Here is a 26,465-nt window from a genome sequence, read left to right as displayed (position 1 = left end):
TCTTCGCCTTCCGCTTGCGCCCGAACAGCTTCGCGATGAGCTTCCGTACGAACGACATGACTGAATGCCCTCTCTTCCGATGCGTGGGACCTGGTCAGGGACTAGGAGAGACCGAGGGAGTCGGCGAGGAGGCCGGACACGATCTCGGTACCGTGGTCGGTGAAGTGCGCGCGGTCCACGTACAGCCAGTCGTTCACCGTCACCGCCTCGGCGAGGACGGGGCTCATGTCGAGGAAGCGGACGTCCTGCGCCTCGCAGGCGGTGCGGAGCGCCTCCGCGTACCTGCGGCCGGACTCCATCGTGGCGATGTCGCCGTACAGCTCCCAGAAGTTGGAGACCTCGTCGAGCTCGCCGAAGACCGCCTTCTCCTCGGGTGATCCGGACTCCCGGACCCAGGTCGCGAGCGGCTGCAGTACGTAGGTGATCCGGGCGCCGGTCGGGGCCGCCAGCAGCTGCAGGGCGGCGAGGTGGCGGGTGGTCAGGTCGACGGCGTACGCGATCCGGTCCGCGAGCGGGGGCACCGTGTGGTGGTCGGTACCGGCCGCGCCGGGGCGCCGGCCGAAGCCGCGCTTCTGCTTGCGGTGCCGGACGCGCAGCTCCTCCATCTGGTCGAAGTACTCACCGCAGTTGAAGAACGCGCCGTGGTCCCCGCGCTGTGCGTCCGGCAGCCTGCTGAGCGCCAGGTCGTTCAGCCCGGAGAAGACGACGATCTCCTCCACCTCGGGCAGCAGCTCCCGGTGCATCAGGAACAGCAGCAGCTCCTGCATCGAGTTGTGGCTGCGGCCGGCGAAATTGAGCCACGGGACAGAGGGCGCGTACGTGGACCAGAGGCGCGACGCCATCGTGGCGGCGTCGCTGGTCGCTCCGATGCCGAACGGGGTGGAACTGCCGGCCAGCAGCCGGACCGGGCCTTTCGGCGGCTTTGCCACCGAGCCCTGCTCGGTGGCACCGTGGGAGATCCTGAATCCCAGCCGATCGGTGTTCACCGTTGCGGAACGGTACCCCGCCCGATGGAAATACATCAGGTACGGCAGGTACCGGGTTTCCGCGCGGTCGTCGAAATCGTCGTACCGCAGCATTTGCGGTGTCAGGCGTTCACGCTGGGAATTCACGGGTAGGACGCTCCTCGATTCCGTGCTCGTTCTTCCGATGCCGATGGATCAGCGGGCCGCGGTGGAGTCGGTGCTGGGCCGCCTGCGCGAGAGGGCGCACCACGAGGTGGTCGATGTTCACGTGCTGCGGCAGGCCGACCGCGAGGGCCACGCACTCGGCGACGTCGTCCGCGGTCAGGGGGTGGTCGACGCCCTCGTACAGGGCGGCGGCCCTGGCGGCGTCGCCGCGCAGGCGGTTGAGGGCGAACTCGTCGGTCTTCACCATTCCGGGAGCCACCTCGATGACCCGGACCGGCTCGCCGCACAGCTCCAGCCGCAGGGTCTCGCTGAGCGCGTGCTCGGCGTGCTTGGCCGCGCTGTATCCGCCGCCGCCCTCGTAGGTGGTGAAGGCCGCGGTGGAGGTGACGGTCACGACGGTGCCCCCGGCGCCCTGCCGCAACAGCGGCAGCAGTGCCTGGGTGACCCGCAAGGTGCCGAGGACGTTGACGGAGAACATCCACTCCCAGTCGTCCACCGACGCGGTCGCCACGCCGTCCGCGCCCCGGGCGCCGCCGGCGTTGTTGACCAGGACGTCGCAGGCGTCCAGCTCGTCGGCGAGCCGCCGTACGGCGCCGGCGTCCGTGATGTCCACGGGAAGGGCCTTGGCGCCGGTCTCCCGCGCCACCTCGCGCAGCCGGTCGGTACGCCGGGCGACGGCCACCACGTCGTAGCCGTCCTTCGTCAGGCGGCGCACGGTCGCCGCGCCGATCCCACTGCTCGCCCCGGTCACCACCGCTGTACCGGCCACGGGACACCACCACCTCTCCGCTCTCTTCGCATTCCGTCACGCGCAATACGCACGGGCTTTCCTCCGGTTTTCCAGCGTTTCCGGCTCCGGATTTTCCGGTGAAGCCGATTCCTCTTTTCCCGCCGGTGCCGGGATTCCGCTGGGGCGTGCACCGTTTCCGTATGACGAGAGTTTTGCCTGTTCTCGACTCCGACTGAACCGAGCCTCGAGGTCGGGAACGCGCAACGCGGGTTCCCGAAGGGGGGACACATACGGCAAAGGCAGGTGACATCAGCATTTTGCGGGGCGGTCACCGGGAGAGTCGGGCCCCTGCACCGAGCGCATGAACCAGCCGTGGGCGGTGGCCGCGACGGTGGCCGCGGAGGCGCCCCCGGCCCACATACCGGTACCGGGCGCTTCCAACCGGTTGGCGAGGGTAGACGAGCTCGCATGGCACACACCGGACGGGCGCGGGAGACGGTCGCCGCTGCCGTCCGGTCGTACGGATCCGGGATGAGCACCCAGCCTGAAAGGGAGTAGGGAGTTTTCTGATGGCACGGACAGTCGTGCGGGAGAGGACCGAGGGAGAACCACCGGGGCGAACGGCGTGGGACCGGCCGCTGCTGTCGCCCGTGGGACGAGCCGTGGCCATGCTGCTGGCGTTCGTGGGGATGGTGGCGTTCGCGGTCCTGCTCGCACGCCTCACGTTGGAGCCCTCGGCCGCCTCGGAGTCACTGACCCACAGCAATCTGCGTCCGGGGGACTCCATCCGCGCTTACCTCGGGCAGCCGGACCTTCGGGACGCAGCCAAGCAGATCGGCGGCAACGTACTGTTGGGCGTGCCGTTCGGCCTGCTGCTGCCGGTCCTGTTTCCCCGCGCCCGGGGGCTGGTACGGGTGGCGGTGGTCACCGCCCTCGTGATGCTGCTGGTCGAACTGGTGCAGGGCGCCCTCATCACCGGGCGCGCCTTCGACATCGACGATGTCCTGCTCAACACCACGGGGGCGCTGCTCGGTTACCTGCTGCTGGGGCGACTGCTAGGGCGCGCCGTGCACCCTCGGCGCCGCCACTGGTGGCACCGTTTCACCGGGCGGCGGCACGCGGCCGCGGAGTGACGCACGGGGCGAGAGCACGGGAAGGCCCCGTTGGTCGTGGAACCAGCGGGGCTTTCCTTCGGCCGTCAGAGCCGACGGGCAGGGGCGAACCGGGTCAGGCCTCCCCCGGTCTCCTCACTCCTCAGCTCCGGCGACGACCTCCGCAGCCGCTCCGCGAGCGTGCCGCGCGCCAGGACCCGGTCCGGGAAGTGCGCCGGCGTCTCCCCGTCGTACAGCACGGCCGAGTCCCAGTCCTCGGGGTCGCCCTCCCCCTCCCGGTCGACGATCACGGCGCGGGTCGGCACCGGAAGTGCCGTCGCCGCCGCGGCCACCGCCGCCTCGACCGTGTCGGCCTGCTCGGGTGTGAGGCCGTCCAGCCACAGCGTCTGGATCTCGCAACCGATCGGTTCATACGCATACGCGTCCACCACGTCGACGTCGGCGGAGAACCACCAGTTCAGGGTGAGGGACGCGATGCGCAGTCCCAGCAGCCGGCCGAGCTCCTCCGGCTGCATGAGGACGCCCTCCCCCTCGACGTCGAGCACCACGGCCGCGCCGCGCACCGGGTGGACGAGCGCGATGCCGTGTGCCGCGAAGAGCTCCGTCTGCTCGGCGAAGACCGGTGTGGCCGCCGACTCCCGGTACCACCGGATGAATCCGTCAGCCACTGCTCCGCTGGTCCCCTCCGGCGCGCTCCCCGGCCCTGCTGGCCAGACTGGTCGTCAGGACCTTAACGCACCGCACGTTCACCGCGAGCGGCGCCCGGTCACCACGAGGTTGCCGTCCGGGGTGCGCCGCGCGAGGTCGCCGGTGCGGAAGTAGCCGTCGGCGGTGAAGGAGCGTGCGGTGTGGTCCGGCGCCCGGTAGTAGCCCCGCACGGTGTAGGGACCGCGCGCGAGGAGCTCGCCGTACTCCCCGTCGGGTACGTCCTTGCCGTCGGCGTCGACGATGCGGATCTCGTCGTCGGGCGAGAGCGGGCGGCCCTGCGTGGTGAGCACGGTCTCGTCCGGGTCGCCGGGCCGGGTGAGGGTGAGCAGCCCCTCGGCCACGGCGAAGACCTGCTGCAGGCGGCAGCCCCATGCGGCGCCCCACCGTTCGGCGGTCTCCCGGTGCCCGGGGGTGACGCCGCCGATCTGTACGAGGCGCAGGCTGCTCACGTCGGCCCGCATCGCGGGAGGGACGTCGAGCCACGACCGGGCGGCTTCCGGCTCCAGCGACGTGAGGGTGACCCGCTCGCGTTCGATGGCCGCGAGGCATGCGGCGGGTTCCGGGTCCTCGACCAGGACGACCGTGCCGCCGACGGAGAGGGTGCCGAGGATGCCGGGGCAGCCGAAGGCGAAGTTCTCCGCGGCGGGCAACGCGGCGAGGTACACGTCGTCCTCGGTGAGCGACACCAGTTCGGCGGCGGCCCGGGCCTGGTAGGCGTAGTCGTTGTGCGTGCGCGGGACGAGCCGGGGCGCCTCGCTCGTACCGCCGGAGAGCAGGAGGAACGCGACCTGGTCCGCGCTCTGCGCGAGCGGCGGCCCGGGCGGCGCCTCGACGGAGCCCAGGGGGAAGTAGTGGCAGCCCGACACATCGGTCGCGAGGCCGCCGTACGGGGACGGGCCGCCCGGCGCGTCCAGGGTGAACACCCGCCGTAGGAAGGGACCTTGGGCCGCGATGTCCGCGACCATCGCCTTGTGGTCGAATCCCCGGTACGTCGAGGGCCCGACGTACCCGACGGCCTCGGTGACGCGCACGATGCGGGACACCTCGGGCGCGCGGTGCGAGACCGGGCAGAACACGGGGACCGCGCCGACACGCATCAGCGCGAAGACGGTGACGACGAACTCGGGGACGTTCGGCAGCTGCACGACGACCCGCTGCCGGGGGCGGAGTCCGCGCAGCCGGAAGCCGGCGGCCATCCGGTCCACGCGCCGGTTCAGGTTCGCGTACGTGAGCCGGGCACCGTCCTGCACGAGCGCGGTCCGGGGCCCGTACTCCAGGGCCCACCCGCGCAGCAGGTTGTCGAGCGTGTAGCCACGCCAGTGCCCGGCCGCCCAGTAGCGGTCGGCGAACTCCTCGGGCCAGGGCGCGCAGCCGTCGAGCATGGATCTCATTCGCGCCATCCAATCCGCCAAGGCCCCTCCGGACAATGCGCTTTCCCGACCATGGGCGCCGCGTCCCCTCGGTGGAACGTCCAAGGTGCGGGGTGGCGTCGCCCGGGCGGTGTTCCGGCAGCGGGCCGTCGGGCAGCGCAGCGGTGTCGCGGAGGGGCGGGCCACGCGGTGGTCACGAGCCGCAACAGCCGCCGGACGGCGCCTCTTCGGTCTGAGCCGGGGCGGAGACGGTGGTCGCCGCGCCGAGCTGGATGAGTTCCGGGGCGGGGGCGCAGCAGCCGCCGGCGTCGTTCCCCTGGGCGTCGGGCGCGTCGAAGAGTCCCGCTCCGCCGCACACGCCGGTCTCGGGCAGCGTGAGTTCGACGCGGTCGGCGGCGTCGAGGTCGCCGGCGATGGCCGCGACGACGGAGCGGACCTGCTCGTAGCCGGTGAGCGCGAGGAACGTGGGCGCGCGCCCGTAGGACTTCATGCCGACGAGGTACACGTCCTTCTCCGGGTGGGCCAGTTCGCGGTGGCCGTGCGGGTAGACGGTGCCGCAGGAGTGCTGGTTGGGGTCGATCAGCGGGGCCAGCTCCACCGGGGCCTGGAGGCGTTCGTCGAGGTGGAGGCGGATCTCGGAGAGGAAGGCCAGGTCGGGGCGGAAGCCGGTCAGCACGATCACCTCGTCGACCGGGTCGAGACGGCGGCCGTCCTCGGCCACCAGGACGAGCCGTTCGCCGTCGCGCTCGATCGCCTCGGTACGGAAGCCCGTGACCGCGTCGGCGTACCCCTGGTCGACGGCGGCCTTGGCGGCGAGGCCCAGAGCGCCGCGAGCGGGGAGCTGGTCGGCGGTGCCGCCGCCGAAGGTGGAGCCGGAGATGCCGCGGCGCAGGATCCACACCGCCTTCGTACCCTTCCCGTCGCCGGCCTTGGCGAGGTCGGCGAGGGTGGCGAGCGCGGTGAAGGCGGAGGCGCCGGAGCCGATGACGGCGGTGCGCTTGCCGGCGTAGCGGGCGCGTACGGCCGGGTCGTTCAGGTCGGGTACGCGGTAGGTGATGCGGTCGGCTGCGGCCTTCTCCCCGAGCGCGGGGAGACCCGACGCACCGGCGGGGCCGGGGGTCGTCCAGGTGCCGGAGGCGTCGATCACGGCGCGGGCGGGGATGCGGTCCTCGCGGCCGTCGGCGTACTCGACGTGGACGACGAACGGCTGGGTGTCGCGGTCGGCGTCGACGATCCGGTCGCGGCCGGCGCGGGAGACGCCGGTGACGGTGGCGCCGTAGCGGACGCGGTCGCCGAGGGCGTCGGCGAGCGGCTGGAGGTAGCGCTCGGCCCAGTCACCGCCGGTCGGGTACGTCGTGGGGTCGGGCTTCACCCAGCCGGTCGGGGCGAGCAGCTTCTCGGCCGAGGGGTCGGTGACCTCGCCCCAGGCGGAGAAGAGCCGCACGTGCGCCCATGCGCGCACTGCCGCACCGGCGGCCGGGCCCGCTTCCAGGACGAGGGGCTCGATGCCGCGTTCGAGCAGCCGGGAGGCGGCGGCCAGACCGACGGGCCCGGCACCGATCACGAGGGCGGGCAGCTGTTCGGTGGCGGTGGCGGTCACGGCGGTTCCCCTTTGCTACTTCGACGCATGTCGATGCTCTGTGTCACCAGGATGGCACCTGATTCGATACCCGTCAACATAGACATTCATCAAATTGGGCTGGATGGAGGGGGCCGACGAGCACCGGGGCAGGCCGGAGCACCGACCGCCCGACCGGTGCGTACGATCTCGAACTCACTCACTCAACTGGTTCGACGCGTGTCAACATAGACACATGTCGAATATCGAGGTGCTGCCCCTGCTCCAGCCCGAGGTCGATCCCGCAGTCGAGCCGTGCTGCCCGCCGCTCACCGAGCGCCCACTGACGGCCGAGGAAGCCGAGCGCACCGCCGTCATGTTCAAGGCGCTGGGCGATCCGGTCCGTCTGCGGCTGTTCTCGGCCGTCGCCTCCCACGAGGGCGGCGAGGCGTGCGTGTGCGACATCTCCGACGTCGGCGTCTCCCAGCCGACCGTGTCCCACCACCTGAAGAAGCTCAAGGAGGCCGGGCTCCTCTCCTCCGAGCGGCGCGGCACCTGGGTCTACTACCGCGTCGAGCCGTCCGTACTCGCCGCCATGGGGCAGCTGCTCACCAAGGCCGCCGCGGTCTGACATGCCCGCCCTCGACGTGTGACCGACCGGCCCGAGGCGCGAGTCCAGAACCCTCGGCCGGTCTCAGGCCGCCTCCCTCCAGACCTTCATGCCCAGTTGCAGGAAAGCGGCTTCTCGTAGGGTCGTCTGCTTGACCTGGATCGTGAGCACCCCGATGTCGCCGGAGGCGTTCTTGACGCAGAGCTGGCTGCCGTCGTCCGCCGCCACGAGGGACCAGGTCCGGTAGTCGGAGCCGATGGCGCCGCTCAGAAGGTGACGGCAGACGTCGAGGGAGGCGGTCTTTCCGTTGAACAGCTGCACGAACACGCTGGTGTCGCTGCTCAGCGCGCAGTCGACGTCGCTCTCGCAGTCGAGGCGGATGTCTCCCTTACGGTCCTCGCGCAGCATCGGTTCACGGAGACTCAGGGAGTTCTTCCCGTCCAGCCACATGAGGGACAGCACGGCGGCTCCCGGCGCCGGGGAGGCGTCCGGGACGGGCTGCGACCCCCGGGAGGAGCCGCCGCCCGTGGTCGGCACGGTGCTCGCAGGCGGCGCCGTGGACCGTGCGGGCTTCTTCGGCCCGGGTGTCGAGGCGGGGGTGTCCGCGGCCCGCTCGCGGAGGCCGAACCGGTCCCCGGCGAGCCACGTCAGGCCTGTCAGCAGCAGACTGCCCGCCGTCACGGCCGCGGCCGCGATCAGCGCGGTACGCCGTCCGGGCGCCCCACCCCGTACGGGCCTCAGCGACCGCGTCGCGGCCTCGGTCGACGGAGCCGCGGGGGTGCGCACCGGACCCGGAACGGTCGTCCCGGGTCCCGTGACCTCGCGCCACACGATCGGCCCGCCGCCCGCTTCGGCCTCTGCGTCCAGTCGCCGCCGGCACCACTCGACGACCTCCGCCACCGTGGGCCGCTCCCCCGGATCCGGCGCCAGGCACCGGGCGAACAGCGGGCGCAGCGGCTCGGGCAGCCGGGACAGGTCGGGTTCCTCGTGCACGATCCGGTACAGCACGGCGGCCGCGACGCCATCCCCGTACAGCGGTTCGCCCAGCGCCGCGAAGGCCGCCGTCTGGGCCAGCGCGAAGACGTCGGTCGCCGGGGTGACGGCACCGGCGGTCGCCTGCTCGGGGGCCATGAAGTGGGGTGTGCCGACGGTGGAGCCGGTGGCGGTGTACGAGGAGAGGTCGGCGGCGGTCGCGATACCGAAGTCGATCACCCGTGGCCCGTCGGCGGCCAGCAGCACATTCGACGGCTTGAGGTCCCGGTGCACGATCCCCGCGGCGTGGATCGCCTGGAGCGCCTCGGCCACGCCGACCATCAGCCACAGCACGGCGGACACCGGCAGCGGACCGCGCCGGGCGACCGCCTCCGTGAGAGACGGCCCGGGCACGTACAGCGTGGCGAGCCACGGGGGTACGCCGTCGGTGTCGGCGTCGACGAGTTCCGCGGTGTACGCGCCCCTGACCCGGCGGGCGGCCTCCACCTCCCGGCGGAACCGCCGCCGGAAGGCCGGGTCGTCGGCCAGTTCCGGCCGCACCACCTTGATCGCCACGGGGCGGCCGCCCTGGGTGTGCGACAAGTACACCCGGCCCATGCCCCCGGCGCCGAGCCGGGCCGCGAGGCGGTAACCGGCCACGACGGGAGGGTCGTCCGCCTGGAGCGGCTGGAACACCTCGGTGGTGCTGCTCATCGGACGGTCGTCCTCCCCTGATCCCCGACCGGCCGACGGGCCGGCCCGGGACAGAAGCCTAGACGGGCTGCCTGGACCCGCTGACCTGGGATGCTCCCCCTCCCTGGCCGCACGCCGGGCCCGACGCGGCCTCTCCCTTGGGGCTGCTCGGTCTCCGCCCTAGGCTCTTCTCGACTGGCCGACCGCCCCCACCGCTGCCGCTGGCGGGACGGCGACCGGCCCCGCTCCCGCTGGTGTAGCGTGCAACGGCGAAGGTGCCCCGCGAGGGCTCGGCGACATAGGTTCATGAGGCTGCGGAAGGACCGATCCATGAGCGCCGGCAACGAGGGCGAGCCGGTCTTCGTCCGTTCCCGATGGGGCACCAACCGCTACGTCTACAACCCCCACAACCCGGTCGCCGCCGCGCTCATCGTGCTCGCGCTGCTCATCACCGTCGGCGGGATGTACGCTCTCCGGTCCTCCTCCACATGGAGCGACGACGAGCTGCACGACGCCGTCCACCAGGCAGCCGAGGCGCTGGACGGATCCACGCAGCGGAAGTACGACTGGACCGGGCACAGCGACCACAGCTCCCTGATCAACGACGCCGTCAAGAAGACCGGCGTGGGCCCGCGTTCCGGCGTCCGGGTCTCCGAGATGGGCCACGACACGCGCGTCGGCACGCACTCGTACGAGATCGGCTCGGACGACACCGAAGGCGTGCACTGCATGACGATCACGGAGGTGGCAGGACCCAGGACCGATGCCTTCTCCTGGGAAGCACGTCTCGAAGTGTCCGCGGAGGACAGCGCATGCGACGTGCAGGAGACGGCGGCGGAGGCGTAAGCGCAGGATGCGTCGGGCGTCACGGGCGCCGGGGCCGCCGGGGGACTGTAGGGGCCGGTGGGGCCCATCGGCGGCTGGGAGGCGGCGTGGACGAGATGCCGTAGTCCTTCTTGAGGTTCTCGGGGATGGCGTAGTGCATGACGCGCCCGCGGGTGAGGGACGACAGCTCGAAGATGGTGGTGAGGTGACCGACACGGTCCAAAGCCCAGGCGCCGAACGGGGAACGGTCCTCGATGGTCTCCAGAACACCGAGGAGACGGGGAACGGCCTTGACGACGGTGTCCCAGCGCGTGCTGGGCACCCCCAGCCAGTCGGCACACGTATCCCCGATGAGGTAGCGGATGAGCGCGGAGACGATCGGGTCGAAGAGCGTGCCGGGCACGACCTCCTCGTAAAGGTCGATCAGCTGCCGGGTCAGGTGCACTCCCTCCTCGGAGGGCCCCATGTGCCGGATCATGTACAGGTCGAGGAACTGGCGGGCCTCGTCCAGGGATGGGGGGACGGCGTCCTGATCGACGCCGAGCATGGCGCCGACCACCCGCCAGGCGTAGTAGTAGGCGTCGGCTCCCTCCGTGGACATGTGGATGCCGAGGCGGTGCAGGCTGTCCAGGACGAGCAGCGAGAAGAACATCTGCCCGCCGATCATGTCCTCCTGGCAGATCGGCACCCCCGACTCCGCGGTGTTCCACCGGTTCTCGCGCTTGAGGTGGTGGCGGATGGAGGCGTGCAGCAGGCGGACCTTCTGCGCGGCCGGGATGAAGCGGCTGCCGGCCTCGAAGGCGTCGGGCTGCATCAGGTAGACGGTGAACTGACCCGTCTCCGCCATCCGCTTGGAGGGGTACTTCAGACCGTGAGTCGCCGACAGCAGCTTGGCCACATGCGGGACGACGTAGCAGGCGGGCATGGAGGCGAACGACAGGGCAGTGGAGATGTGCACATTGTTGTCGGCGAAGAAGAGTCGCGCCTTCTCCATCTCACCCCAGTCGACCCAGGCCGGCGGGGCGCTCGTGGCGTGAAGGTACTCACGCGCGACGTCGGGCAGCCCTTCCGGCAGTGGAGCGCCGACGGTGGAGACATACCGCATCAGCGTGTTGAACTTCCCCACCTCCCCACGTTCGAAGAGTGTGGCGACCGTGGCATCGGCCAGGTCGTCACCGGCCTGTCGCAGGGCGTTCATCGATGCTTCGGTGTAGGTCATGGCAGGGCTCCTTGATCTCCGTCAGGAACGGCGGACCGCTGCCGAGTGCGCCAGGGCGGTGAGAGCGGTGGCGGCGGGCGCGGGCAGGTTCAGCTCGTCGAAGGCGCGGAGAGCCTCCTCGACCCTCGCGTTGATCATGTTTTCGATGCGGTCAGGCGCCTTCAACCGACGCATCACGTCGCGTACGGCCGCCACACCGTCCTCGTCCGGGTCGTCCCGGCCGAGCAGGTGACGCAGCCGCTCGCGTTCGTCCTCCCCGGCGAGTCGCCAGGTCTCCGCGAGGAGGGCGGTGGGCCGATGGCCCCGTACGTCGTCGGCGCCGGCCTTTCCGGTGAGCACAGGGTCTCCGAACATGCCGAGCAGGTCGTCCCTCAGCTGGAACGCCTCCCCCAGCGGCACTCCGTACGCGGAGTAGCCCTCGCGCAGCCGCTCACCGGCCCCGGCGAGAGCGCCGCCGATCAGCAGTGGCTGCTCCACGGTGTACTTGGCCGTCTTGTAGCGGATGACCTTCAGCGACGCCGCCGTGTCCGGGGCCGCGCCGGTGTGCAGGATCTCCAGGCACTCGCCCGCGATGAGGTCCCTGGCCAGCGCCGCCCACAAGGGGCGGGCGCGGCCTAGGTAGACGGCGGGCAGACCGCTGGTGACGAACAGCTGTCCGGCCAGCGACATCAGCAGATCCCCGACCAGCATGGCCAGTGACCGGGCGGCCCCGGCGGGCCGTGGGTGGTGCTCCACAGAACCGCGCAGGGCCAGGTGCGCGGTCGGCCGGCCGTGCCGCAGCGGACTGTCGTCGATGAGGTCGTCGTGTACCACCGCGGCCGCGTGCACCAGCTCCATGGAGGCCGCCGCCCGCACCAGCGCGTCGCTGTCCGGCTGTCCCACCGCGCGCCAGCCCCAGTAACAGAACGCCGCCCGCAGCCGTTTGCCGGCCGCGACCGCCGCCTCCACCTCGTCGGCCACCGGGCCCAACGCCGGGTCGACCGCCGCGAGCCGGTCGGCCTCCTCCATCACGAAACGCCGCAGCACCTCGTCGACACGCGCCTTGAACGCGACCGGCTCCCACGGCTCAGACGTCATCGTCGGCCCGTCGAGCCACCACGTGCCGGGCGAGCACCTCCAGGTAAGCCGGGGGCGCAACCGCGTACCGGTCGAGGACCAGGCGCCCGCGCGCCATCAGGTCCCGCTCGGTCTCCGACGCCAGCTGAGCGGCGTCCGAACGTTCTCAGCAGCCCCCTCACGGTGCCGAGTGCCGTTCCCAGTGCGCCCACCGCCACATCCGCCAACCCCGCGGCCAGCAGGACCGCCCGCCCGTCCTGTCCCCCGCTGACTCCCGTATCCCGCGTCATACCATCCCCTAGCCACACTGCGCCCGACGCCGTCACCGCGCCACGCTGAACAGCGTCGTGCCGAACCGGGCCTCCGGGCAGAGGAACTCACCAACGAGTGATCACGTCGATCGGGCGTACGGCTCACCTGCAGGCGGCCCGGGTGCGCGGCTCTGCGTCTGCATGCCAAGCAGCCCTCCCGTGACGTCCCGGAGGACGAGCTCGCACTCGGCGGCCTCTACTGCCCTAGGGACCCGTTCCACGTTCCCACCGCGGACCGGCAGCGGTTCCGCCCCCGAGCGCACCCGGGCGCCGTCGGCCAAAGGTTCTTTCCGGCCGTTCGGCCAGGGAGAAGACGCCTGTTGTTTGCCCGTTGTTCGGGCACGGGTAGCTCTCGGGGCATGCGTGACTTAGTGCGGGAGCAGTACTACCGGCATCGTGCCCCGGTCTACGACGAGACCAGCTATCGCGGTGACCCCGTGGTGAACGCCGGCCTGGACCGGGAAACCGCCGACATCGGGAAGCTTCTCGCCGCGCTGCCCGAAGGCCGAGCCCTGGATGTGGCGTGCGGGACCGGGGTGTGGACCCGGTTTCTCCGCAGCCCGCTCGTCGCCCTGGACCAGAGCGCGGAAATGCTCGAACTCACCCACGCCCGGGTGCCCTCGGCCGAACGCGTGAGGGCCCTGTTCCCGCCGCTGCCGTTCGCCGACGGAGCGTTCGACCGCATCGTCACCGCGAACTTCTACGGTCTGCTCCGGTCCGACGAGCGTGCCGTGTTCCTCGCCGAGGCCCGTCGTACGGCAAGCGAACTGATCGTCATCGACCTGCGCAGCGACAGCGAGGTACACGAGGAGAAGATTGAGCTGCGGTCGGTGGCCGATGCCACATATCCCCTCTACCGGCGGCGGTTCACCCCGCAGAGCCTGTGCTCGGAGCTGGACGGCGAGGTGATGTACGAGGGGCTGTACTTCCTCGCCGTCCGGGTCGTCATGGGGCCAGCGGCGTCTCAAGGGTGATGAGGTGCGACTCGCCCGCCGTGTCCCCGTCGTCGGGGACGGCCAGCATCCGAAGGACGCGCCCATCGGTCTCCAGGTGCACCGCGTTGTACGTGACGACGCGGCCGGCCGGTGAGAGCACGGTCACCGGCGCCTCGTGCTCGATGCGGCCCGAGGCGATGTCGACGACGGCGATCCCGCCGAGACTGAAGACGCCACCTCCGGCCAGGGGGTACTCCGCGATGCCCGTGCACACCATGCGGCCGCCGCCCGCGCTCACACAGGTCTGGTAGTCGACGAAGTGGCTCTTGTTCTCGACCCGGTGCGTGAGCTTGCCGTCGACCGTGAACGTGAGCACCCGCCGGGAACCCCAGGTGACGGCGTGCAGCAGGCCGCTGTGGCGATCGCGGACGATCCCGCCGATGTGGTCGTCGAAGCGGAATGCCTCCCGTACCTCCAGAGTGTCGGGGTCCACCCGGTAGACGATGGAACGGGAGTCGGGCCGGTACTCCGCCGTCGGCACCCACAGGGCTTCACCGTCGAAGTCGATACCACCCGGGTGGTACATCGTGCCCTCGCCCACGCTGACCCGGCCCAGCTCCGCTCCACCGGCGTCCGTGACGAACACATGACCTTGCCCGCGGCCGGGAGTCCGGTCGTAGCCGTCGACCGGAGCGTCGTGGAAGCGGGTCGCCTCGGTGATCTCCGCCGTCGACAGGTACAGCCGGTGATCAGGTCCGCGCGTGACGCCTTGAGGGTGGTGAGCGGGAAAGGCCAACGGCACCTGCGCGGCCACCGTCCAAGGTGTGTTCCGGGTCAGCTGCCGCACCGCCACGACGACGGCTTCATTCGAGTCGTCGCCCACACCCGTGGCCACTGCGGAATCAGAAAGGCTCATAACCCGGTGAACGACACCTGGTCCGCCCCGTAACGGGAGACGCTTCGCCCCGTCCCCGCGGACGGACGATGCGCCCCAGTGGACGCGACACTTCGGACGCGCATCTGCACCCGGACCGCCCGAGGGCGGGCGTCGCGACCAGTCCGCCGGGACGGCGGCCGGCGGAACTGCAAGGACGTGAAGCCGGCGGCACAGTGGTGCCGAAGGTGCAGTTTCTTTCGACCCGACAGCCTTGGCAGGAGCGGTGCCTCGATCCGGCCGTGGGCACGGCGATGCGCCCGGTGAGAGCGTGGGCCAGCCGACGCCGAACGGAGTCGTCGAGTTGATCCGCGTTCCTCGACGCTACCGGGGCCGGCGAGGCCGACACGTTCTCGGCTACGACCCGCTCAGGTCGCCGTCCGCTGCCCCATGTGATGCCACTGGGCGGTCCGGCGCCTCAGGATGTCCAGGACGGAGCGTACGAAGACCGCTTGTATGAAGGCGTCGTAGAGGAGTTCGGGGATCAGTGGCAGGGCGAGCAGGCGTGCGCGCCGGCCGTCGACCCAGACCGTGAGGAGCCGTTCCAGGACGAACAGGGCGCCGACGGCGATCCACAGCGGATGCCAGCCCCAGGTGTTGGTGACGGCAGTGATCAGGACCAGGAGCAGGTACAGGGTGAAGGCGATGGTGCCGGCACCGATGCCCAACTGCTGCCCCCAGTATCGCCAGGTGACCGACGTGAGGCCGTAGTGGCGCAGGTTTTCCAGCGCTCCACGCTGCCAACGCAGCCGCTGGAGCCACAGGTCCTTCCAGTTCGGCATGATCTCCGTGACGACCCGGCACTCGGGCGGCGAGACGAGATCCCATCGCAGGGTTTTCAGCGCGAGGGTGAGTTCGTTGTCCTCGGTGAGGGCCAAGGTGTCGTAGACGTGCCCGGAGTACCGGGCAGGAGGTCGCCCCGTGCCTGCGCCACGTCACGCACTCCCCCGCCCGGTGCTCCGTAGAAGACGCCGCCCACCGCGCCGAGCCGGTCCGAGCCCGCCAGGAGGCGCTCCGCCGTCGACAGGAACTCCGTGTCGATCACCGAGTCGGCATCCATGACCAGAACGGCGTCGTCGTCACCCAGCTCGGGCAGCAGTCGTGCGAGCGCCTGGTTCAGCGCGCCGGCCTTGCGCGCGCGGTTGTGCGCGGTCTCCCACACGTCCGCGCCCGCCGCGCGGGCGACGTCGACGGTGTCGTCGGTGCTGTTGTCGCTGATGACCACGACACGGTCCGGCACTCGGTGCTGCGCTCGAAGTGAGTCGAGTGTTGCGGTGATCCCCGCCGCCTCGTTGTGGGCGGGAATGAGCGCGATCAGTGCCACGGGCCAGTCCTTCCGACGATCACGTGCCGTACGGCGGCCGCAGGGCGGTGCGGCCGTACGGCCACCATGCGTGACGCGGGGGCGGCCATACGTCCGGCCACGGAAGGCACCCGGCGCGCGGCATACAACCGCCGGAGTACCCCGGCTTGTCATCCCTGGGCGGACGCGGCTCAGGCGGGCGATCGGTCACGGTGGTCCCCGTTCCCGGAAAGCGGACAGAGGAAAGGTCATCGATGTACACAAGCGCTGCCGGCGCCTCCGGCGCCGGATTCACGGGTGCGCTCGCCACGACCGGGCTCCACGCTCTGACGTGGACGGTCGCCGCGTCGACTCTGCTGTTCGCCGCGCTGGCGCTGATGAAGATCCTGCCCCGGCGCCGCTGAGGCGGTCCCCGCGATGTACGAGCCCTCCTGCGGCCCGGTCAGGCGTCAGCGTGACCGGGCCGCAGGAGGCCGCTCTCGTACGCGATGACAACCAGCTGGGCACGGTCGCGGGCGGCCAGTTTGGTCAGGATGCGGCTGGCGTGCGTCTTGGCGGTGAGCGGCGAGAGGTGCAGCATGGCGGCGATCTCGTCGTTGGAGTGGCCCCGGCCGACGAGGGCGAGAACCTCCCGTTCGCGGGGGCTGAGCAGGTCCAGCCCGACGGGCCCGGTGGGCGCGGCGGATTCGCGGTGGACGAATTTCTCCGTCATGTCCACGGCTTGGCTGCCGTCGGCTGCCTCGCCGGCCACCTCCAGCCCCGGCTCCGATTCGATCAGGGACCGCAGTCCTCCGCGAATCAGGGCCTGGTCATCCGCCAGCAGCACCCGCACTGTCATGACGCCTCCGTCGGAATGCAGGCCCAGGCCGCCGCCCCCGCCGGAGCCGCCCGTGCCCCGGCCGTCGTCCTCCACGCTCACCTGGAGCTCATGGTCCAGGAATTCCATGGACACCAGGACGCCGGTGCCGACCCCGGAGTGCTTGAGCGCGTTGGTCAGGGTCTCCTGCACGAGCCGGTAGACCGTCGTCCCGACGACCGTCGGCAGGGGCCGCACGTCTCCGCGCCGGACATGCTCGATCGTGAGTCAGGCGGCCCGCGCCCGATCGATCAGGTCCGGGATCTCGCCGAGGCCGGGAACCGAGCCTCTCGGCGGCGTCTCGTCCTCGGCGGCACGGAGAGCAGCCCGAGAGTCGTGCGGATCTCCTCCAGGGCCGTGGCGCTGGTGGTCCGGATCATCTCCAGGGACTTCTCGGTGGTGGTCGGGTCCTTGTGCACCAAGTGGACGGCGACTCCGGCCTGCACGTTGATCACCGCGATGCTGTGGCCGATCACATCGTGGAGTTCCTGGGCGATCCGCAGGCGCTCTTCGTCGACCCGGCGCCGCGCCTCGGCTTCCCGGGACTGCTCGGCCTTGCGTGTCCTCTCCTCCGCCATCTCCCTGAATTTCCGCTGGCTCTGTACCGCCACGCCGATCGCGGTGGCGGCCACGAACCAGCCCAGCTGGGTTCCGTTGCGCAGGGTGAAGGGCGGAATGTGCCTCACCAGCTGTACCTGCGTGAACACGGCGATCAACGCCACCAGGGTGCACATCGTCGAGGCGCGGATGGACAGGCGCGCACCGATCGAGTACAGCGCGACCAGTACGGGTGCGCCGGCCGGAAACACCAGCTTGGTGACGTGGATGGAGGCGAGCGTGCCGGCTGTCGCGACCACGAAGGCGATCACGGGAAACCGGCGGCACAGGGGCAGCACCTCGCAGCTGACGGCGGCCGCGATGACCGTCGGCCACGTCGGCCCCTCGCCTTCGGTCAGTCCGGGGAGAAAGGCCACGAGTGCGAACAGGCCCACTGTGGCCAGCCATGCCCTCAAGGCGCGTGCCATGTCCTGACCCCTCGGGCGGGTGAATCTGAAGGTGCAAAGAGCGCGGCCCGACCGCGCACCTCGCTCACCATCGGAGTCGTCGATGCTCACCTTCCGCCCCCGGAACAGCCGCACGGCAGGAATCGTCCCCGGAGCACTGCCCGGGTTCGACGCGGAAAGCTCCCCGCGGTGGCGGGTCACCGTACCGACTCGTAGGGCGGACGGCTCCACCGGCAACCAGACCTTCACCGTTCGTGGCCGCAACGCCCAGGCCGCCCTGGCACGCGCGACCGTCCAGGCGCATGGGCCCAGCGCCCGGCGTCACCGCCGAGGCGCGTCGGTGGACGTCGGGGCGGCCACCGCCGAGCGGATCCGCACCGACTGGGAGCAGCTCGCGGCACAGTGGTGCTGGGCGTGAAGCTCGCACACCGGCCGCCTTGCGCAGATGGTGGGCGTGCTGCGCGCGGGTCCTTCCGCCTGCTGTCTCCGCGCGCCGGTCGGCCGGTCGGTCGGGCGGTCGGGCGGTCGGGCGGTCGGGCGGTCGGGCGGCAGCATGGGCACCGACCGCTCCCCCAGCCACCGGCCTCCGCCATCGTCCCCCTGAGCGGTCAGCCGCATTCCACACGCCTCCCGCCGGGCTGAGCCCGCGGGGGAGTCCACGTCCGGCTCGGCACCAGGCCGCCGGAAGATCCTCGCGCCCACAACCAGCGGCAGCAGCTCATCGGCCGAGCTGCGTCTTGGTAGCCGTGGGACTGGGCCTCGACCTGCAAGGAGGCGTTCGGCCGGTGCCGGCGCGAGTGCCACGCTGGAGCACCGCCGCCGCTCGCCCGGACCGTCTCGGCCCCGGCCGGGGGCGGTATGGCCCACGTTTTCGACGAGATGGTCCCGGACCACATTGAGCTGTAGCTGTACGTGCGGGCCTGGAGACGTCGCAGCGGTGGCTGCAGGAGGGATGCGGCTTGAAGCCCTGCGTGGGAGGCGTCCTGGTGGCGGGGACTGGCAGCGGCCGGCAGCGGGCCCGTCCAGGGTGGGAGTGAGGGCGGGTACGGTGTCCGCTCGGCGGTGCTGGGCAACGACGGAATCCGTCTGGTCCTCACCCAGCGGGTGGACCCGGTAACCGGGGCGCCGCGTACATCAGCGGGCACGGTGACGGGGTCGGCACCGTCGCGCTGGGGGTGCGCGACGCGGCTGCTGCCTTCTCTCAGGCCGTTCGTCGCGGTGCGCGTGAGGTGTCCGCGCCGGGCTGACGCGCGTGACCTGCGTACGGCACGACGTGCGAGCCGAGCCCCGGTGAACGCCTCTGCCGCACCGGTGGGTCATGCGGGCCAGGGCCGCGGCTGACCCGGACCGCCTGGGACGAATCCCCGCTCCCGGACGCGACTGCGCAGCATGGCTGGGGCGGACCCCGAACGCCAGTGAGTTGCTGGCTGGGGCGTTGGACCCCCAGCACTCACAACCCGGCTGCGGCCCGTTGACCATGCCCGCCGGAACGAGGCGCAGCTGCGCAGCTGTCGCTCCAGCCGGAGCGCTACTTCTTCCACGGGCCGAACTGCCCGCCACACCGCACCGGGAAAAGCTCATTCTCAGGCAGCTTTCCCAGGGCTCGGCATCGGCTGCACGGTCGTTCTCGGCGCGCTCGTCGGCGCCCAGTCCGCTTCAGCCGGAGGCATCCTGCCCATCGCCGGCCCGACATGCGGCAACACCTCACACGGACTGCACAGGATCGTAAAGAACCGTGTACGAATACGCGGTGGGGCGCTTTTCAGGAGGTGCGGCACAGTGTCAGGTGATGCTCAGCGGGTTCCCCCCGCCATGCGGCCCGTGGTGCAGGAGACGTACGGCCCCGCTGACCTGAGCGCGGAGCGAATCTTCGCCGGAGGGTTCATCAACTTCGGCCACTGGGGAGCCATCGACCTGGCCCTGCCGCTCGGCGAGGCGGAACGGATCCGCAGCCAGGAGGATCTCTACCGCCATGTCCTGGACGCTCTCGGGCCACCACGAGGAGGGAAAGGTCTGGAAGTGGGCTGCGGGCTCGGCATGGGATGTGCGGTGGCCCTGCGGGAACAGAGTTTCGCCGCGGTCACCGGTATGGACATTCATCCGGAGCAGCTGCGGCGGGCACGCAGCGCGCATACCGACCTGCTTCGCGAGGAACCGGCACGGCTGTGGTTCGTCCAGGGGGCTGCGGAGAGCATGCCGTTCGAAGACGATGAGTTCGACGCTGTCATCAGCGTGGAAGCCGCTCAGCACTTCCCGGATCTCGGCGCCTTCGCAGCCGAGACATGGAGGGTGCTGCGACCAGGTGGCCGGGTGGCTGTCGCCAGCTTCTTCACCGTGGACGACGCGCCCGGTCGGCCCGAGGAACTCGCGCGGCTGCTGGACACGTTCGCGAGCGGCCTGGACATCGCACGGCCAGTGAAGGCGCTAGCCGATGCGTTCCTGGAGGCCGGGTTCACGGACGTGGGCGTGGAGTCGATCGGACCGCATGTCTGGCCCGGGTGGGACCTCTGGCTCAGCCAGTGGTGGGCCCCGGAGACCTGGCCGCGGAACTTTCTGCGTGCCTACGAGCAACGGATCCTTGACTACTACCTCGTCACGGCGGGTTGATCGACGCCCACTCGCATAGGCGGCAACACTGCTGCACCCGGCAGGCCGGGTGGAGCTGCACCGGGCCGCCGAGGCGGCCAGTACCGACCGAGGGCGGAACACCGGCCTGGGGGCTGTCGGCCGGGAGCTCGACGGCCCGAGGCCGGGGGCACCGTGGGCGGCGTGGAGTACCGGCTGGTGAGCTGGAATTCGTCGCCATGCGGCTGAGCTGGCAGCTACAGCAGCTCGCCCGTCTCATGGGCCTCGGCGGCGGCGAGCAGAGCGAGGCGGAGCTCGTCGGAGTAGCTGCCGGTCACGGGATCGGTGTCCTGGTCCACGCCTCTTCAACGGCACCCGCTCCGGTGGGCACCGCGTCCGTGCTCGCGTACGGCGCGCTCCACACCGCCGAGCAGCTCCTGCCTGAGTACCGGCTCAACGCGCCGGCGATGCTGGGCCGGACCGAGCAGTCCGCAGCCGCGCCGTGGACCGTCCGGCTGCCCGAGCTCGCCGCGCGCCCTGATCCGCCCGGGTTACGCGGCGCTGCGCTGACGCCTGTCGAGCTTGCGGGTCGCGGGCGGCCGCACGACACCGAACCGCCGCCGGTGGCTCCGGCGGCGGTCGGCGAGCTCCTCAGGCGTGGGGGCGTACCCGCGTCACCACTGGCAGTGGACGTGGGTGCTGTGCCCGCTGTGGCCCGGCCCCAGTACGAGCTTGGCGCCGTACGACGTGCAGGCCTTCATCAGACGCTTCGCCTTGGTCAGGCCGGGCCCACGGGTGGAGACGTACGAGCCGTTGACGATGTCGACGTCGAACGCCCGCCCCTTGTAGTGGGCCGAGTTCGGCGAGTGCTTGCTGCCGGCGATCGCCGTGACGCGGAAGGTGAACCGCTTCTTCTCGTTCAGCTGCTGCATGGCGTGGAGCATCTTCGCGTTCAGCGCGACCTTGGCGCCCCGCGGGTGGGCGTACCTGCTGGTGTACGCCTTCTTGCCGCGCGCGGCGTCCCTGATGTTGGCCTTCGCCGTCGAACGGGCGTCCTTCACCCCGCTGACATGGTGGTTGAGCAGTGTGATGCCGTTGTTCTTGGCGATCTTCTTGGCCGACGCCTGGGCCGACGGTATGGCGGTGGTCTCCGCGGCGGCGGCCGCTGCGCTCGTGCGTGGTGCGGCGGGCTGAGCGACGGCGGGCAGAACCGCGCCGGCCGTGAGCGACGATGCGAGGGCGACGGAGGCCAGGAGACTGGTGGGCTTCATGCGCTGGGTTCCTTCCGGGTGTCCGGGTAGCCGAGTGGGGTGCAAGGAGCCGGACAGGGCGCACGCGCCCTGTCCGGACTTGGGCGGTGCTCAGTTGACGACCTTGAGCTGCTTCGGCCAGCCGTGCTTGTTCGCGGTGCGGAACAGCTCCTTGATGTCCTTGGGCGAGAGCTTGATGCAGCCCAGGGAGTAGTAGTCCCCGGCTCCGTCCCAGCGGTACGGGCTGTCGCCGTTCGTCTTCCTGCCCTGCTTGCCGTTGGGGAGCATCTCGCTGTGGATGAACAGCGCGTCGCGCACGACCTTGCGCTGGCCGGGCTTCGGCTTGCACCACTTGTTGGAGACGGGGACGGCGTAGCCGTTGATGCCCTTCTCCCCGCCGTTCTTGCTCGTCGTCTGCTTGCCGACGTTGTACGTCCCGGTGGGCAGCCATCCCGCGTTCTTGGCGCACTCGTTCGTGCTGCCGTTGCCGGATCCGGCCCGCCATTCGTCGATCTTCCGGTCCTTGCCCGGCTGGGTCTTCATGTAGTACAGCCGCGACTTGGTGGGGTCGGACCAGTTCTTGTCGAAGAGGAAGTAGTACTTGCTGGTCTTGCCGGCGGCCTTCGCGACGGCCGGTGCGTCGGCGGCCACCACGCCGCCCGGCGCCGGCGCCGCCTGGGTGGGCTGTGCGACGGCCATGACGCCGCCCGCCAGCAGCACACCTGTCAGGGCCGCACTCGTGAGTCGGTTCACTGTTCCGCTCCTCCCGTTCTCGGAAATCCCCGTGTTCGTCGGGGAGCGGCTCGATCCTGAATGGCCGATCCTGTGCGAACCTTGGCGAATCCTTGGCCCGCTGGTCATGCCGTGCGCTGGATAGCATGTGCGGCCGGGGGAGGAGAAACGGATGGACACTGAGTTGGGCGTGCTCGGCTCCGTCGAGGCACGCATTGCCGGCAGACCGGTCGACCTCGGTCCCGCCCTCCAGCGGTGCGTCCTCGCGGTTCTGGTCGTCGAGGCCAACCACCACGTCCCGGTCGACGAACTCACCTACCGGGTCTGGGGACACAGCCCTCCGCGCGAGCCCCGTGGCAGCCTGTACAGCTACCTCTCCCGATTACGCCGGGTCCTCGGCGCCGCCGAGGACGTGCGCCTCGATCGACAGGCGGGCGGCTACCTCCTGGCCGTGGATCCGGGGGCCGTGGATCTGCACCGTTTCCGTGACCTGATCGCGCGGGCACGCGCCGCCACCGACGAGGTCGCCGCTGCCGCCCTGTTCGACGACGCGCTCGGACTGTGGCGGGGACCGGCCTTCGGCACCCTCGACACCCCGTGGCTCAGCGATCTTCGCGACGTCCTGGCCCAGGAGCGGGTCACCGCCCAGCTCGACCGCAACGACATCCAGCTGAGCCGGGGGCGCCACGCCGAACTGATCGCCGGTCTCCTCGCGCTGACGGCCGAACACCCGCTGGACGAGCGCCTCGCCGGCCAGTACATGCTCGCCCTGTACCGAAGTGGCCGCCCGTCCAGCGCTCTTGCCGTCTACCGGGACATCCACGACAGGCTGGCCGAAGAGCTCGGGACCAGTCCGCACCCGTCCCTGCAGGACCTCCACCAGGAGATCCTGCGGTCCTCACCGTCCCTCGCCGTGTCGCCAGCCGCGTCCGCGCACGCACAGGACACGGCCGCGCTCGCACAGGACACGGCCGCGCCGCAGTCCCTCCCCGACCCGTCGCCCGGGCCCGTACCGCCGCCCGTTCCTGTGGCGCAGCAACTGCCGGCTCCGCCACCGGCCTTCGTCGGCCGAACCCGTGAAATCGGCTTGCTGGACCGGTTGGTGGACCGCGACGGCGAGGCGGAAACCACCGTCGGCATCGCGGCGATCACCGGCACGGGAGGCGTCGGCAAGACCTGCCTGGCCCTGCGGTGGGCCCACGACAACGTGGACAGGTTTCCCGACGGGCACCTCTACACCAACCTCCGGGGGTTCGACGCCACTGGTCGCCCCACGCCCCCCGACGAGGTGCTCCGCGCCTTCCTCGAAGCGCTCGGCACAGCCCCCGGCGCGATCCCGGCCGGCGCCGACGCGCAGGCCGGTCTCTACCGCACCCTGACCGCCGGCCGTAGGATGCTGATCCTGCTCGACAACGCCCACGACACCGACCAGGTACTGCCCCTCCTGCCTGGCGGCTCGTCCTGCACGGTCGTCGTGACCAGTCGCCGGCAGCTCACGGGGCTGACATGTGCGCACGGCGCCCGGCCGCTCGCGCTGGACGCCCTCGCGCCCGACGAGGCCCGGCGGTTGTTCAGCCGCCACCTCGGATCCGAGCGCGTCGGCGCTGAACCCCGGGACGCCACCCGCATCCTGGAACGCTGCGCCGGCCTGCCGCTGGCGATCAGCATCCTGGCCGCACGCGCCGCGGCCAACCCCTCGTTCCCGCTCCAGGCTCTCGCCTCCGAGCTGGACGCCGCCTGGGAGAGCCTCGACGCCTTCGACGGCGGCGACCGGTCGGCTGACCTGCGCGCCGTGTTCTCCTGGTCGTACGCAGCACTCGACACCGGCCCGCGCCGGCTCTTCCGGCTGCTCGGGACGCACTCGGGACCGGATATCGCCATCCCCGCCGCTGCCGCCGTGGCGGGCCTCGGTCCGCGCGAGACACGGTCGCTGCTCGTGGAACTCGCCCGTGCCCACCTGGTGTCGGAACACGCTCCGGGCCGCTACACGCTCCATGACCTGCTACGCGAGTACGCCGTCGAGCTGTCCGCCGAAGACCCCGAAACGCCGCAGGCCCTCCTGCGCGGCGTCGACCATTCCCTGCACACGGCTCACGCCTGCGACCGACTGCTCTGGCCGCACCGTGATCCGATCACCCTGACGGCGGCGGTCCCTGGTGCAGCGCCCGTGCAGCACGCAGACGACCGGGAGGCACTGCAGTGGTTCGAGACCGAGCACGCGGTGCTCGCGGCCACGGTCGAGCAGACCCGCCGAGCCGGGCTGCACCGCCACACGTGCCAACTGGCCTGGGCTCTGAGCACGTATCACGGCCGGAAGGGCAAATGGCACGACGCGATCGCGACCCAGACGGCCGCCCTCGAGGCCGCGACCGCCCTGGACGATCCCTCGGAGCAGGCACGTGCCCATCGTGAACTCGGATGCGCCTACAACGAGATCGGCCGCCACGACGAGGCGGACGATCACCTCGCGCGTGCTCTGGAGCTCTACCACGCGCTGGAGGACCACAAGGGCGAGGCCCAGACCCATCTCGTACTCGGCTGGATCTGCGACCGGTTCGGTGATCAACGGGAGGCCCTCCACCATGATTCTCTCGCCCTCGAGCTGTTCCAGGCGGCCGGCCACCTCGCCGGCCAGGCCAGGGCGCTCAACGCGGTCGGCTGGGACTACGCCCAGCTGAGTGAGTACGAGTCGGCGGCGGCCTATTGCCGGGAGGCCCTTGCCATCCAGCAGAAACTCGGGGACCGCCGCGGCGAGGCCAACACCTGGGACACCCTGGGCTTCGCGTACCAGCACCTGGGCGACTACGAAGAGGCGGTCGTGTGCTACCACTCCAGCCTCGCGCTGAACGAGGAGAACGGCCACAGGTTCAACCTCTTCGAGAACCTGGACCACCTCGGCGACGTCCACCGCGCCATGGGCGACGAGGAAGCGGCCCGCGACTACTGGCGGCAGTCGATCACGATTCTCAGGGAGCTGGGCAGCTACGACGCCGACATCGACCGGATCACGGCCAAGATGCACTCAGCATGACGCTGTCCCCCAGCCTGCCGCTGGTCGCCGGATGCACCCGCCTCTGCACGTTTGACTGATGCCGCGGCGCTACCGACGAAGCGCCTCGCTCAGCGCACTTGAATCCACCGCAGGTCAGGCGGCTGGTTCCTCGTAGGCGCCTTCCGTGCGGACGAACGCGTCGCGCTCGAGATACCGCGCCCAGAGAGCTTCGTGATCGGCACCTGAATCCAGCCCCTCGACGACACGCAAGGCCCCGCCGTGCACCGTCGGGACGTGTCCTCCGAACCGCCCCGGAGACCGCGGAAGCGCTGCGCCGAATACTCGACACGGCCACCGTCACCTCGACAGCCATCTCGGTCCGTCCTCAGCCAGCACCGCCCCGCCGTCGCCTCGACCACCGTGACGCGGCACCGGCGCCGTGGCCAGCCGAACGGGTGCAGGTGCCTCCGATGGCCTCTCGCAGGACCTCACCGCGCTGCTCCCGCCGGTCCCGTCCGCCCCAGCTCAGCCGAGTGAGGTGCTGCATATCGCCGTACCCGCCCGCCCCAGGCGCAACGGCGCGTTCGGCGCAGCCGCATATGGCGCCGAACGCGTATCGCTTGGCACTCGTCGCGCACGACAGGGGCGGAGAGCCCAACTACGGTCCCTTCACGACCACTGACCGCCACCGCACATCTCATCGGTGTGCGCCACTCAACCAATGCGGGGAGAATCCATGCGTGGGAAGCGTTTAGCCGCCACCCTGGCGGCTTGTGCGGCACTGACGACGGGCGTCGGCATCGCGTCGGCTCCGACGGCCGCGGCCGTCTCCTGCAACAGCCCGGATGTCCGCAACCCCGACGAAGGATACGGCTATCTCAAGGGGACCTACGGCCTGAAGGTGGCACCCTACGCGAGCTGCGGCACCGTCAGGACCATGTACGAAGGCCAGATGCTGTGGTTCCACTGCTGGTACCAGAACTCTCACGGCAACTGGTGGGTCTTCGGCCGCATCGAGGGCACCAACATCCATGGCTGGATGTCGGGGGACAACTTCAGCACCTGGGTGACAGATGGAGACAAGTGCTGAGCCGACCGCCGGAGGCCGGCCGACCCGACTGTGAACGGCCGGCGCCCCGCTCGCCGCACTGGCGAAGCAGGCCGCCCGGGCCTGATCCCTTCGGCGCGGGCGGCCTGGCGGCGGAACAGGGTGACGCCGTCAGGGTGGTCGAGCGCGGCCGTCAGCGTCTGCTTGCCCTTCCGTCCCAGCCGCCGCAGTGATCTGTCAAGCGACGACGAGTGATCCAGGTTGATGGGCGTGGCAAGCCGCCATGGCGTCGAGACGGGTATGCAAGGGAGCGTGTCACCGGACCCGCGGGGCGAGCGGTGTGGGCCGCGACCTGCTGGCGGCGACGGGGTATGTCGGCCTCGGAGCCTGCCCGCCCCAGCAGCTGCGGGCCGGCGTGATTCGGTGAAAGGGATTGGCGCGCTGTGCCAAGCGGTGGGCGCGGATTGCCATGGCGTAGGGCGGCCCGCGCTGACGACCTTGGCTCCAGCCTCGCGATGAGGCGGAAGAGACGAAGGGAAGGAGCAGTCCTCT

General features: G+C 70.9%; 24 protein-coding genes and 1 pseudogene. 9 read left to right on the top strand and 16 right to left on the bottom strand.

The features are described from left to right. Positions 1–101 precede the first annotated feature (101 nt). Complete coding sequence (locus ACZ42X_RS20880; RefSeq protein WP_468292004.1) at positions 102–1,112, bottom strand: Inducer of phenazine A; 1,011 nt, start codon at positions 1,110–1,112, stop codon at positions 102–104. Beyond that, positions 1,096–1,899, bottom strand: coding sequence for an SDR family oxidoreductase (locus tag ACZ42X_RS20875; RefSeq protein WP_468292001.1), 804 nt, complete (start codon positions 1,897–1,899; stop codon positions 1,096–1,098). Before ACZ42X_RS20875 ends, ACZ42X_RS20880 begins: the two co-directional genes overlap by 17 nt. Positions 1,900–2,429: 530 nt before the next feature. Here ACZ42X_RS20875 and ACZ42X_RS20870 point away from each other — a divergent pair. Continuing rightward, positions 2,430–2,993, top strand: coding sequence for a VanZ family protein (locus ACZ42X_RS20870; RefSeq protein ID WP_468291998.1), 564 nt, complete (start codon positions 2,430–2,432; stop codon positions 2,991–2,993). A 65-nt stretch (positions 2,994–3,058) separates the two neighbouring features. Here the strand turns inward: ACZ42X_RS20870 and ACZ42X_RS20865 are convergent, their stop codons facing one another. The 3 genes from ACZ42X_RS20865 to ACZ42X_RS20855 form a co-directional block, all read right to left on the bottom strand. Next, positions 3,059–3,640, bottom strand: a complete 582-nt coding sequence (locus tag ACZ42X_RS20865; protein ID WP_468291995.1) for a hypothetical protein — start codon at positions 3,638–3,640, stop codon at positions 3,059–3,061. A gap of 78 nt (positions 3,641–3,718) precedes the next feature. Then, complete coding sequence (locus ACZ42X_RS20860) at positions 3,719–5,071, bottom strand: (2,3-dihydroxybenzoyl)adenylate synthase (protein WP_468291992.1); 1,353 nt, start codon at positions 5,069–5,071, stop codon at positions 3,719–3,721. Between the two features lie 172 nt (positions 5,072–5,243). Beyond that, positions 5,244–6,650, bottom strand: a complete 1,407-nt coding sequence (locus ACZ42X_RS20855; protein WP_468291990.1) for an NAD(P)-binding domain-containing protein — start codon at positions 6,648–6,650, stop codon at positions 5,244–5,246. A gap of 214 nt (positions 6,651–6,864) precedes the next feature. Between ACZ42X_RS20855 and ACZ42X_RS20850 the strand changes: the two genes are divergently transcribed. After that, positions 6,865–7,239 carry an ArsR/SmtB family transcription factor gene (locus tag ACZ42X_RS20850; RefSeq protein WP_468291987.1) on the top strand — a complete coding sequence of 125 codons (375 nt, stop codon included), beginning with the start codon at positions 6,865–6,867 and terminating at the stop codon, positions 7,237–7,239. Positions 7,240–7,302: 63 nt separating this feature from the next. Here the strand turns inward: ACZ42X_RS20850 and ACZ42X_RS20845 are convergent, their stop codons facing one another. Beyond that, positions 7,303–8,904: a serine/threonine-protein kinase gene (locus ACZ42X_RS20845; protein WP_468291984.1), complete on the bottom strand. Its 1,602-nt coding sequence runs from the start codon at positions 8,902–8,904 to the stop codon at positions 7,303–7,305. Positions 8,905–9,213: 309 nt separating this feature from the next. On the opposite strand from ACZ42X_RS20845, the gene ACZ42X_RS20840 reads away from it, so the two are divergent. Further along, positions 9,214–9,729 carry a hypothetical protein gene (locus tag ACZ42X_RS20840; RefSeq protein WP_468291981.1) on the top strand — a complete coding sequence of 172 codons (516 nt, stop codon included), beginning with the start codon at positions 9,214–9,216 and terminating at the stop codon, positions 9,727–9,729. Between the two features lie 19 nt (positions 9,730–9,748). Here the strand turns inward: ACZ42X_RS20840 and ACZ42X_RS20835 are convergent, their stop codons facing one another. The 3 genes and pseudogenes from ACZ42X_RS20835 to ACZ42X_RS20825 form a co-directional block, all read right to left on the bottom strand. After that, a complete protein-coding gene (locus ACZ42X_RS20835; protein WP_468291978.1) occupies positions 9,749–10,927 on the bottom strand; it encodes an oxygenase MpaB family protein in 1,179 nt (392 codons plus the stop codon). A 21-nt stretch (positions 10,928–10,948) separates the two neighbouring features. Next, positions 10,949–12,004: a polyprenyl synthetase family protein gene (locus ACZ42X_RS20830; RefSeq protein WP_468291975.1), complete on the bottom strand. Its 1,056-nt coding sequence runs from the start codon at positions 12,002–12,004 to the stop codon at positions 10,949–10,951. Then, positions 11,994–12,273 (bottom strand): annotated as a pseudogene (locus tag ACZ42X_RS20825) (polyprenyl synthetase). The gene ACZ42X_RS20830 and the pseudogene ACZ42X_RS20825 overlap by 11 nt, the downstream one beginning before the upstream one ends. A gap of 380 nt (positions 12,274–12,653) precedes the next feature. On the opposite strand from ACZ42X_RS20825, the gene ACZ42X_RS20820 reads away from it, so the two are divergent. Beyond that, positions 12,654–13,268 (top strand): class I SAM-dependent methyltransferase, encoded by a 615-nt coding sequence (locus ACZ42X_RS20820; RefSeq protein ID WP_468291972.1) that lies wholly within the window; start codon positions 12,654–12,656, stop codon positions 13,266–13,268. On the opposite strand, the gene ACZ42X_RS20815 is transcribed toward ACZ42X_RS20820, so the two are convergent. From ACZ42X_RS20815 to ACZ42X_RS20805, 3 genes are all read right to left on the bottom strand, one after another. Next, positions 13,240–14,124: a DUF6454 family protein gene (locus tag ACZ42X_RS20815; protein WP_468291969.1), complete on the bottom strand. Its 885-nt coding sequence runs from the start codon at positions 14,122–14,124 to the stop codon at positions 13,240–13,242. The genes ACZ42X_RS20820 and ACZ42X_RS20815 overlap by 29 nt on opposite strands. A 407-nt stretch (positions 14,125–14,531) precedes the next feature. Then, positions 14,532–15,041 (bottom strand): glycosyltransferase family 2 protein, encoded by a 510-nt coding sequence (locus tag ACZ42X_RS20810; protein ID WP_468291966.1) that lies wholly within the window; start codon positions 15,039–15,041, stop codon positions 14,532–14,534. Continuing rightward, positions 15,002–15,487: a glycosyltransferase family 2 protein gene (locus tag ACZ42X_RS20805; RefSeq protein WP_468291963.1), complete on the bottom strand. Its 486-nt coding sequence runs from the start codon at positions 15,485–15,487 to the stop codon at positions 15,002–15,004. Before ACZ42X_RS20805 ends, ACZ42X_RS20810 begins: the two co-directional genes overlap by 40 nt. 233 nt (positions 15,488–15,720) lie before the next feature. On the opposite strand from ACZ42X_RS20805, the gene ACZ42X_RS20800 reads away from it, so the two are divergent. Beyond that, complete coding sequence (locus ACZ42X_RS20800) at positions 15,721–15,870, top strand: hypothetical protein (protein ID WP_361419916.1); 150 nt, start codon at positions 15,721–15,723, stop codon at positions 15,868–15,870. Positions 15,871–15,908: 38 nt separating this feature from the next. Here ACZ42X_RS20800 and ACZ42X_RS20795 read toward each other — a convergent pair whose 3' ends face one another. Next, positions 15,909–16,520 carry a response regulator transcription factor gene (locus ACZ42X_RS20795; protein ID WP_468291959.1) on the bottom strand — a complete coding sequence of 204 codons (612 nt, stop codon included), beginning with the start codon at positions 16,518–16,520 and terminating at the stop codon, positions 15,909–15,911. 53 nt (positions 16,521–16,573) lie between these two features. Next, positions 16,574–17,437, bottom strand: coding sequence for a sensor histidine kinase (locus ACZ42X_RS20790; RefSeq protein ID WP_468291956.1), 864 nt, complete (start codon positions 17,435–17,437; stop codon positions 16,574–16,576). Here ACZ42X_RS20790 and ACZ42X_RS20785 point away from each other — a divergent pair. Both ACZ42X_RS20785 and ACZ42X_RS20780 read left to right on the top strand, forming a co-directional pair. Continuing rightward, positions 17,430–17,744, top strand: coding sequence for a hypothetical protein (locus ACZ42X_RS20785; RefSeq protein WP_468291953.1), 315 nt, complete (start codon positions 17,430–17,432; stop codon positions 17,742–17,744). The two genes, ACZ42X_RS20790 and ACZ42X_RS20785, sit on opposite strands and share 8 nt — an antisense overlap. A gap of 1,394 nt (positions 17,745–19,138) precedes the next feature. Next, on the top strand, positions 19,139–19,933 hold the full coding sequence (locus ACZ42X_RS20780; RefSeq protein WP_468291951.1) for a class I SAM-dependent methyltransferase: 795 nt from the start codon (positions 19,139–19,141) through the stop codon (positions 19,931–19,933). Positions 19,934–20,565: 632 nt separating this feature from the next. Here ACZ42X_RS20780 and ACZ42X_RS20775 read toward each other — a convergent pair. Both ACZ42X_RS20775 and ACZ42X_RS20770 read right to left on the bottom strand, forming a co-directional pair. Further along, positions 20,566–21,162 carry a hypothetical protein gene (locus ACZ42X_RS20775; RefSeq protein ID WP_468291948.1) on the bottom strand — a complete coding sequence of 199 codons (597 nt, stop codon included), beginning with the start codon at positions 21,160–21,162 and terminating at the stop codon, positions 20,566–20,568. A gap of 90 nt (positions 21,163–21,252) precedes the next feature. Continuing rightward, a complete protein-coding gene (locus tag ACZ42X_RS20770; protein ID WP_468291945.1) occupies positions 21,253–21,894 on the bottom strand; it encodes a L,D-transpeptidase in 642 nt (213 codons plus the stop codon). 151 nt (positions 21,895–22,045) lie between these two features. Between ACZ42X_RS20770 and ACZ42X_RS20765 the strand changes: the two genes are divergently transcribed. Beyond that, positions 22,046–24,904 (top strand): AfsR/SARP family transcriptional regulator, encoded by a 2,859-nt coding sequence (locus ACZ42X_RS20765; protein WP_468291943.1) that lies wholly within the window; start codon positions 22,046–22,048, stop codon positions 24,902–24,904. A gap of 697 nt (positions 24,905–25,601) precedes the next feature. Then, positions 25,602–25,955 (top strand): hypothetical protein, encoded by a 354-nt coding sequence (locus ACZ42X_RS20760; protein WP_468291940.1) that lies wholly within the window; start codon positions 25,602–25,604, stop codon positions 25,953–25,955. Positions 25,956–26,465: the final 510 nt, after the last annotated feature.

The organism is Streptomyces sp. NPDC030862 (assembly GCF_055571835.1).
This window is presented reverse-complemented; position numbering and strand designations above follow the sequence as displayed.

Coding starts and splice junctions, on each gene's coding strand:
- ACZ42X_RS20870 (WP_468291998.1), top strand. CDS start 2,430: ATGGCACGGACAGTCGTGCGGGAGAGGACCGAGGGAGAACCACCGGGG.
- ACZ42X_RS20860 (WP_468291992.1), bottom strand. CDS start 5,071: ATGAGATCCATGCTCGACGGCTGCGCGCCCTGGCCCGAGGAGTTCGCC.
- ACZ42X_RS20850 (WP_468291987.1), top strand. CDS start 6,865: ATGTCGAATATCGAGGTGCTGCCCCTGCTCCAGCCCGAGGTCGATCCC.
- ACZ42X_RS20845 (WP_468291984.1), bottom strand. CDS start 8,904: ATGAGCAGCACCACCGAGGTGTTCCAGCCGCTCCAGGCGGACGACCCT.
- ACZ42X_RS20840 (WP_468291981.1), top strand. CDS start 9,214: ATGAGCGCCGGCAACGAGGGCGAGCCGGTCTTCGTCCGTTCCCGATGG.
- ACZ42X_RS20835 (WP_468291978.1), bottom strand. CDS start 10,927: ATGACCTACACCGAAGCATCGATGAACGCCCTGCGACAGGCCGGTGAC.
- ACZ42X_RS20830 (WP_468291975.1), bottom strand. CDS start 12,004: ATGACGTCTGAGCCGTGGGAGCCGGTCGCGTTCAAGGCGCGTGTCGAC.
- ACZ42X_RS20820 (WP_468291972.1), top strand. CDS start 12,654: ATGCGTGACTTAGTGCGGGAGCAGTACTACCGGCATCGTGCCCCGGTC.
- ACZ42X_RS20800 (WP_361419916.1), top strand. CDS start 15,721: ATGTACACAAGCGCTGCCGGCGCCTCCGGCGCCGGATTCACGGGTGCG.
- ACZ42X_RS20785 (WP_468291953.1), top strand. CDS start 17,430: ATGCTCACCTTCCGCCCCCGGAACAGCCGCACGGCAGGAATCGTCCCC.
- ACZ42X_RS20780 (WP_468291951.1), top strand. CDS start 19,139: ATGCGGCCCGTGGTGCAGGAGACGTACGGCCCCGCTGACCTGAGCGCG.
- ACZ42X_RS20775 (WP_468291948.1), bottom strand. CDS start 21,162: ATGAAGCCCACCAGTCTCCTGGCCTCCGTCGCCCTCGCATCGTCGCTC.
- ACZ42X_RS20765 (WP_468291943.1), top strand. CDS start 22,046: ATGGACACTGAGTTGGGCGTGCTCGGCTCCGTCGAGGCACGCATTGCC.
- ACZ42X_RS20760 (WP_468291940.1), top strand. CDS start 25,602: ATGCGTGGGAAGCGTTTAGCCGCCACCCTGGCGGCTTGTGCGGCACTG.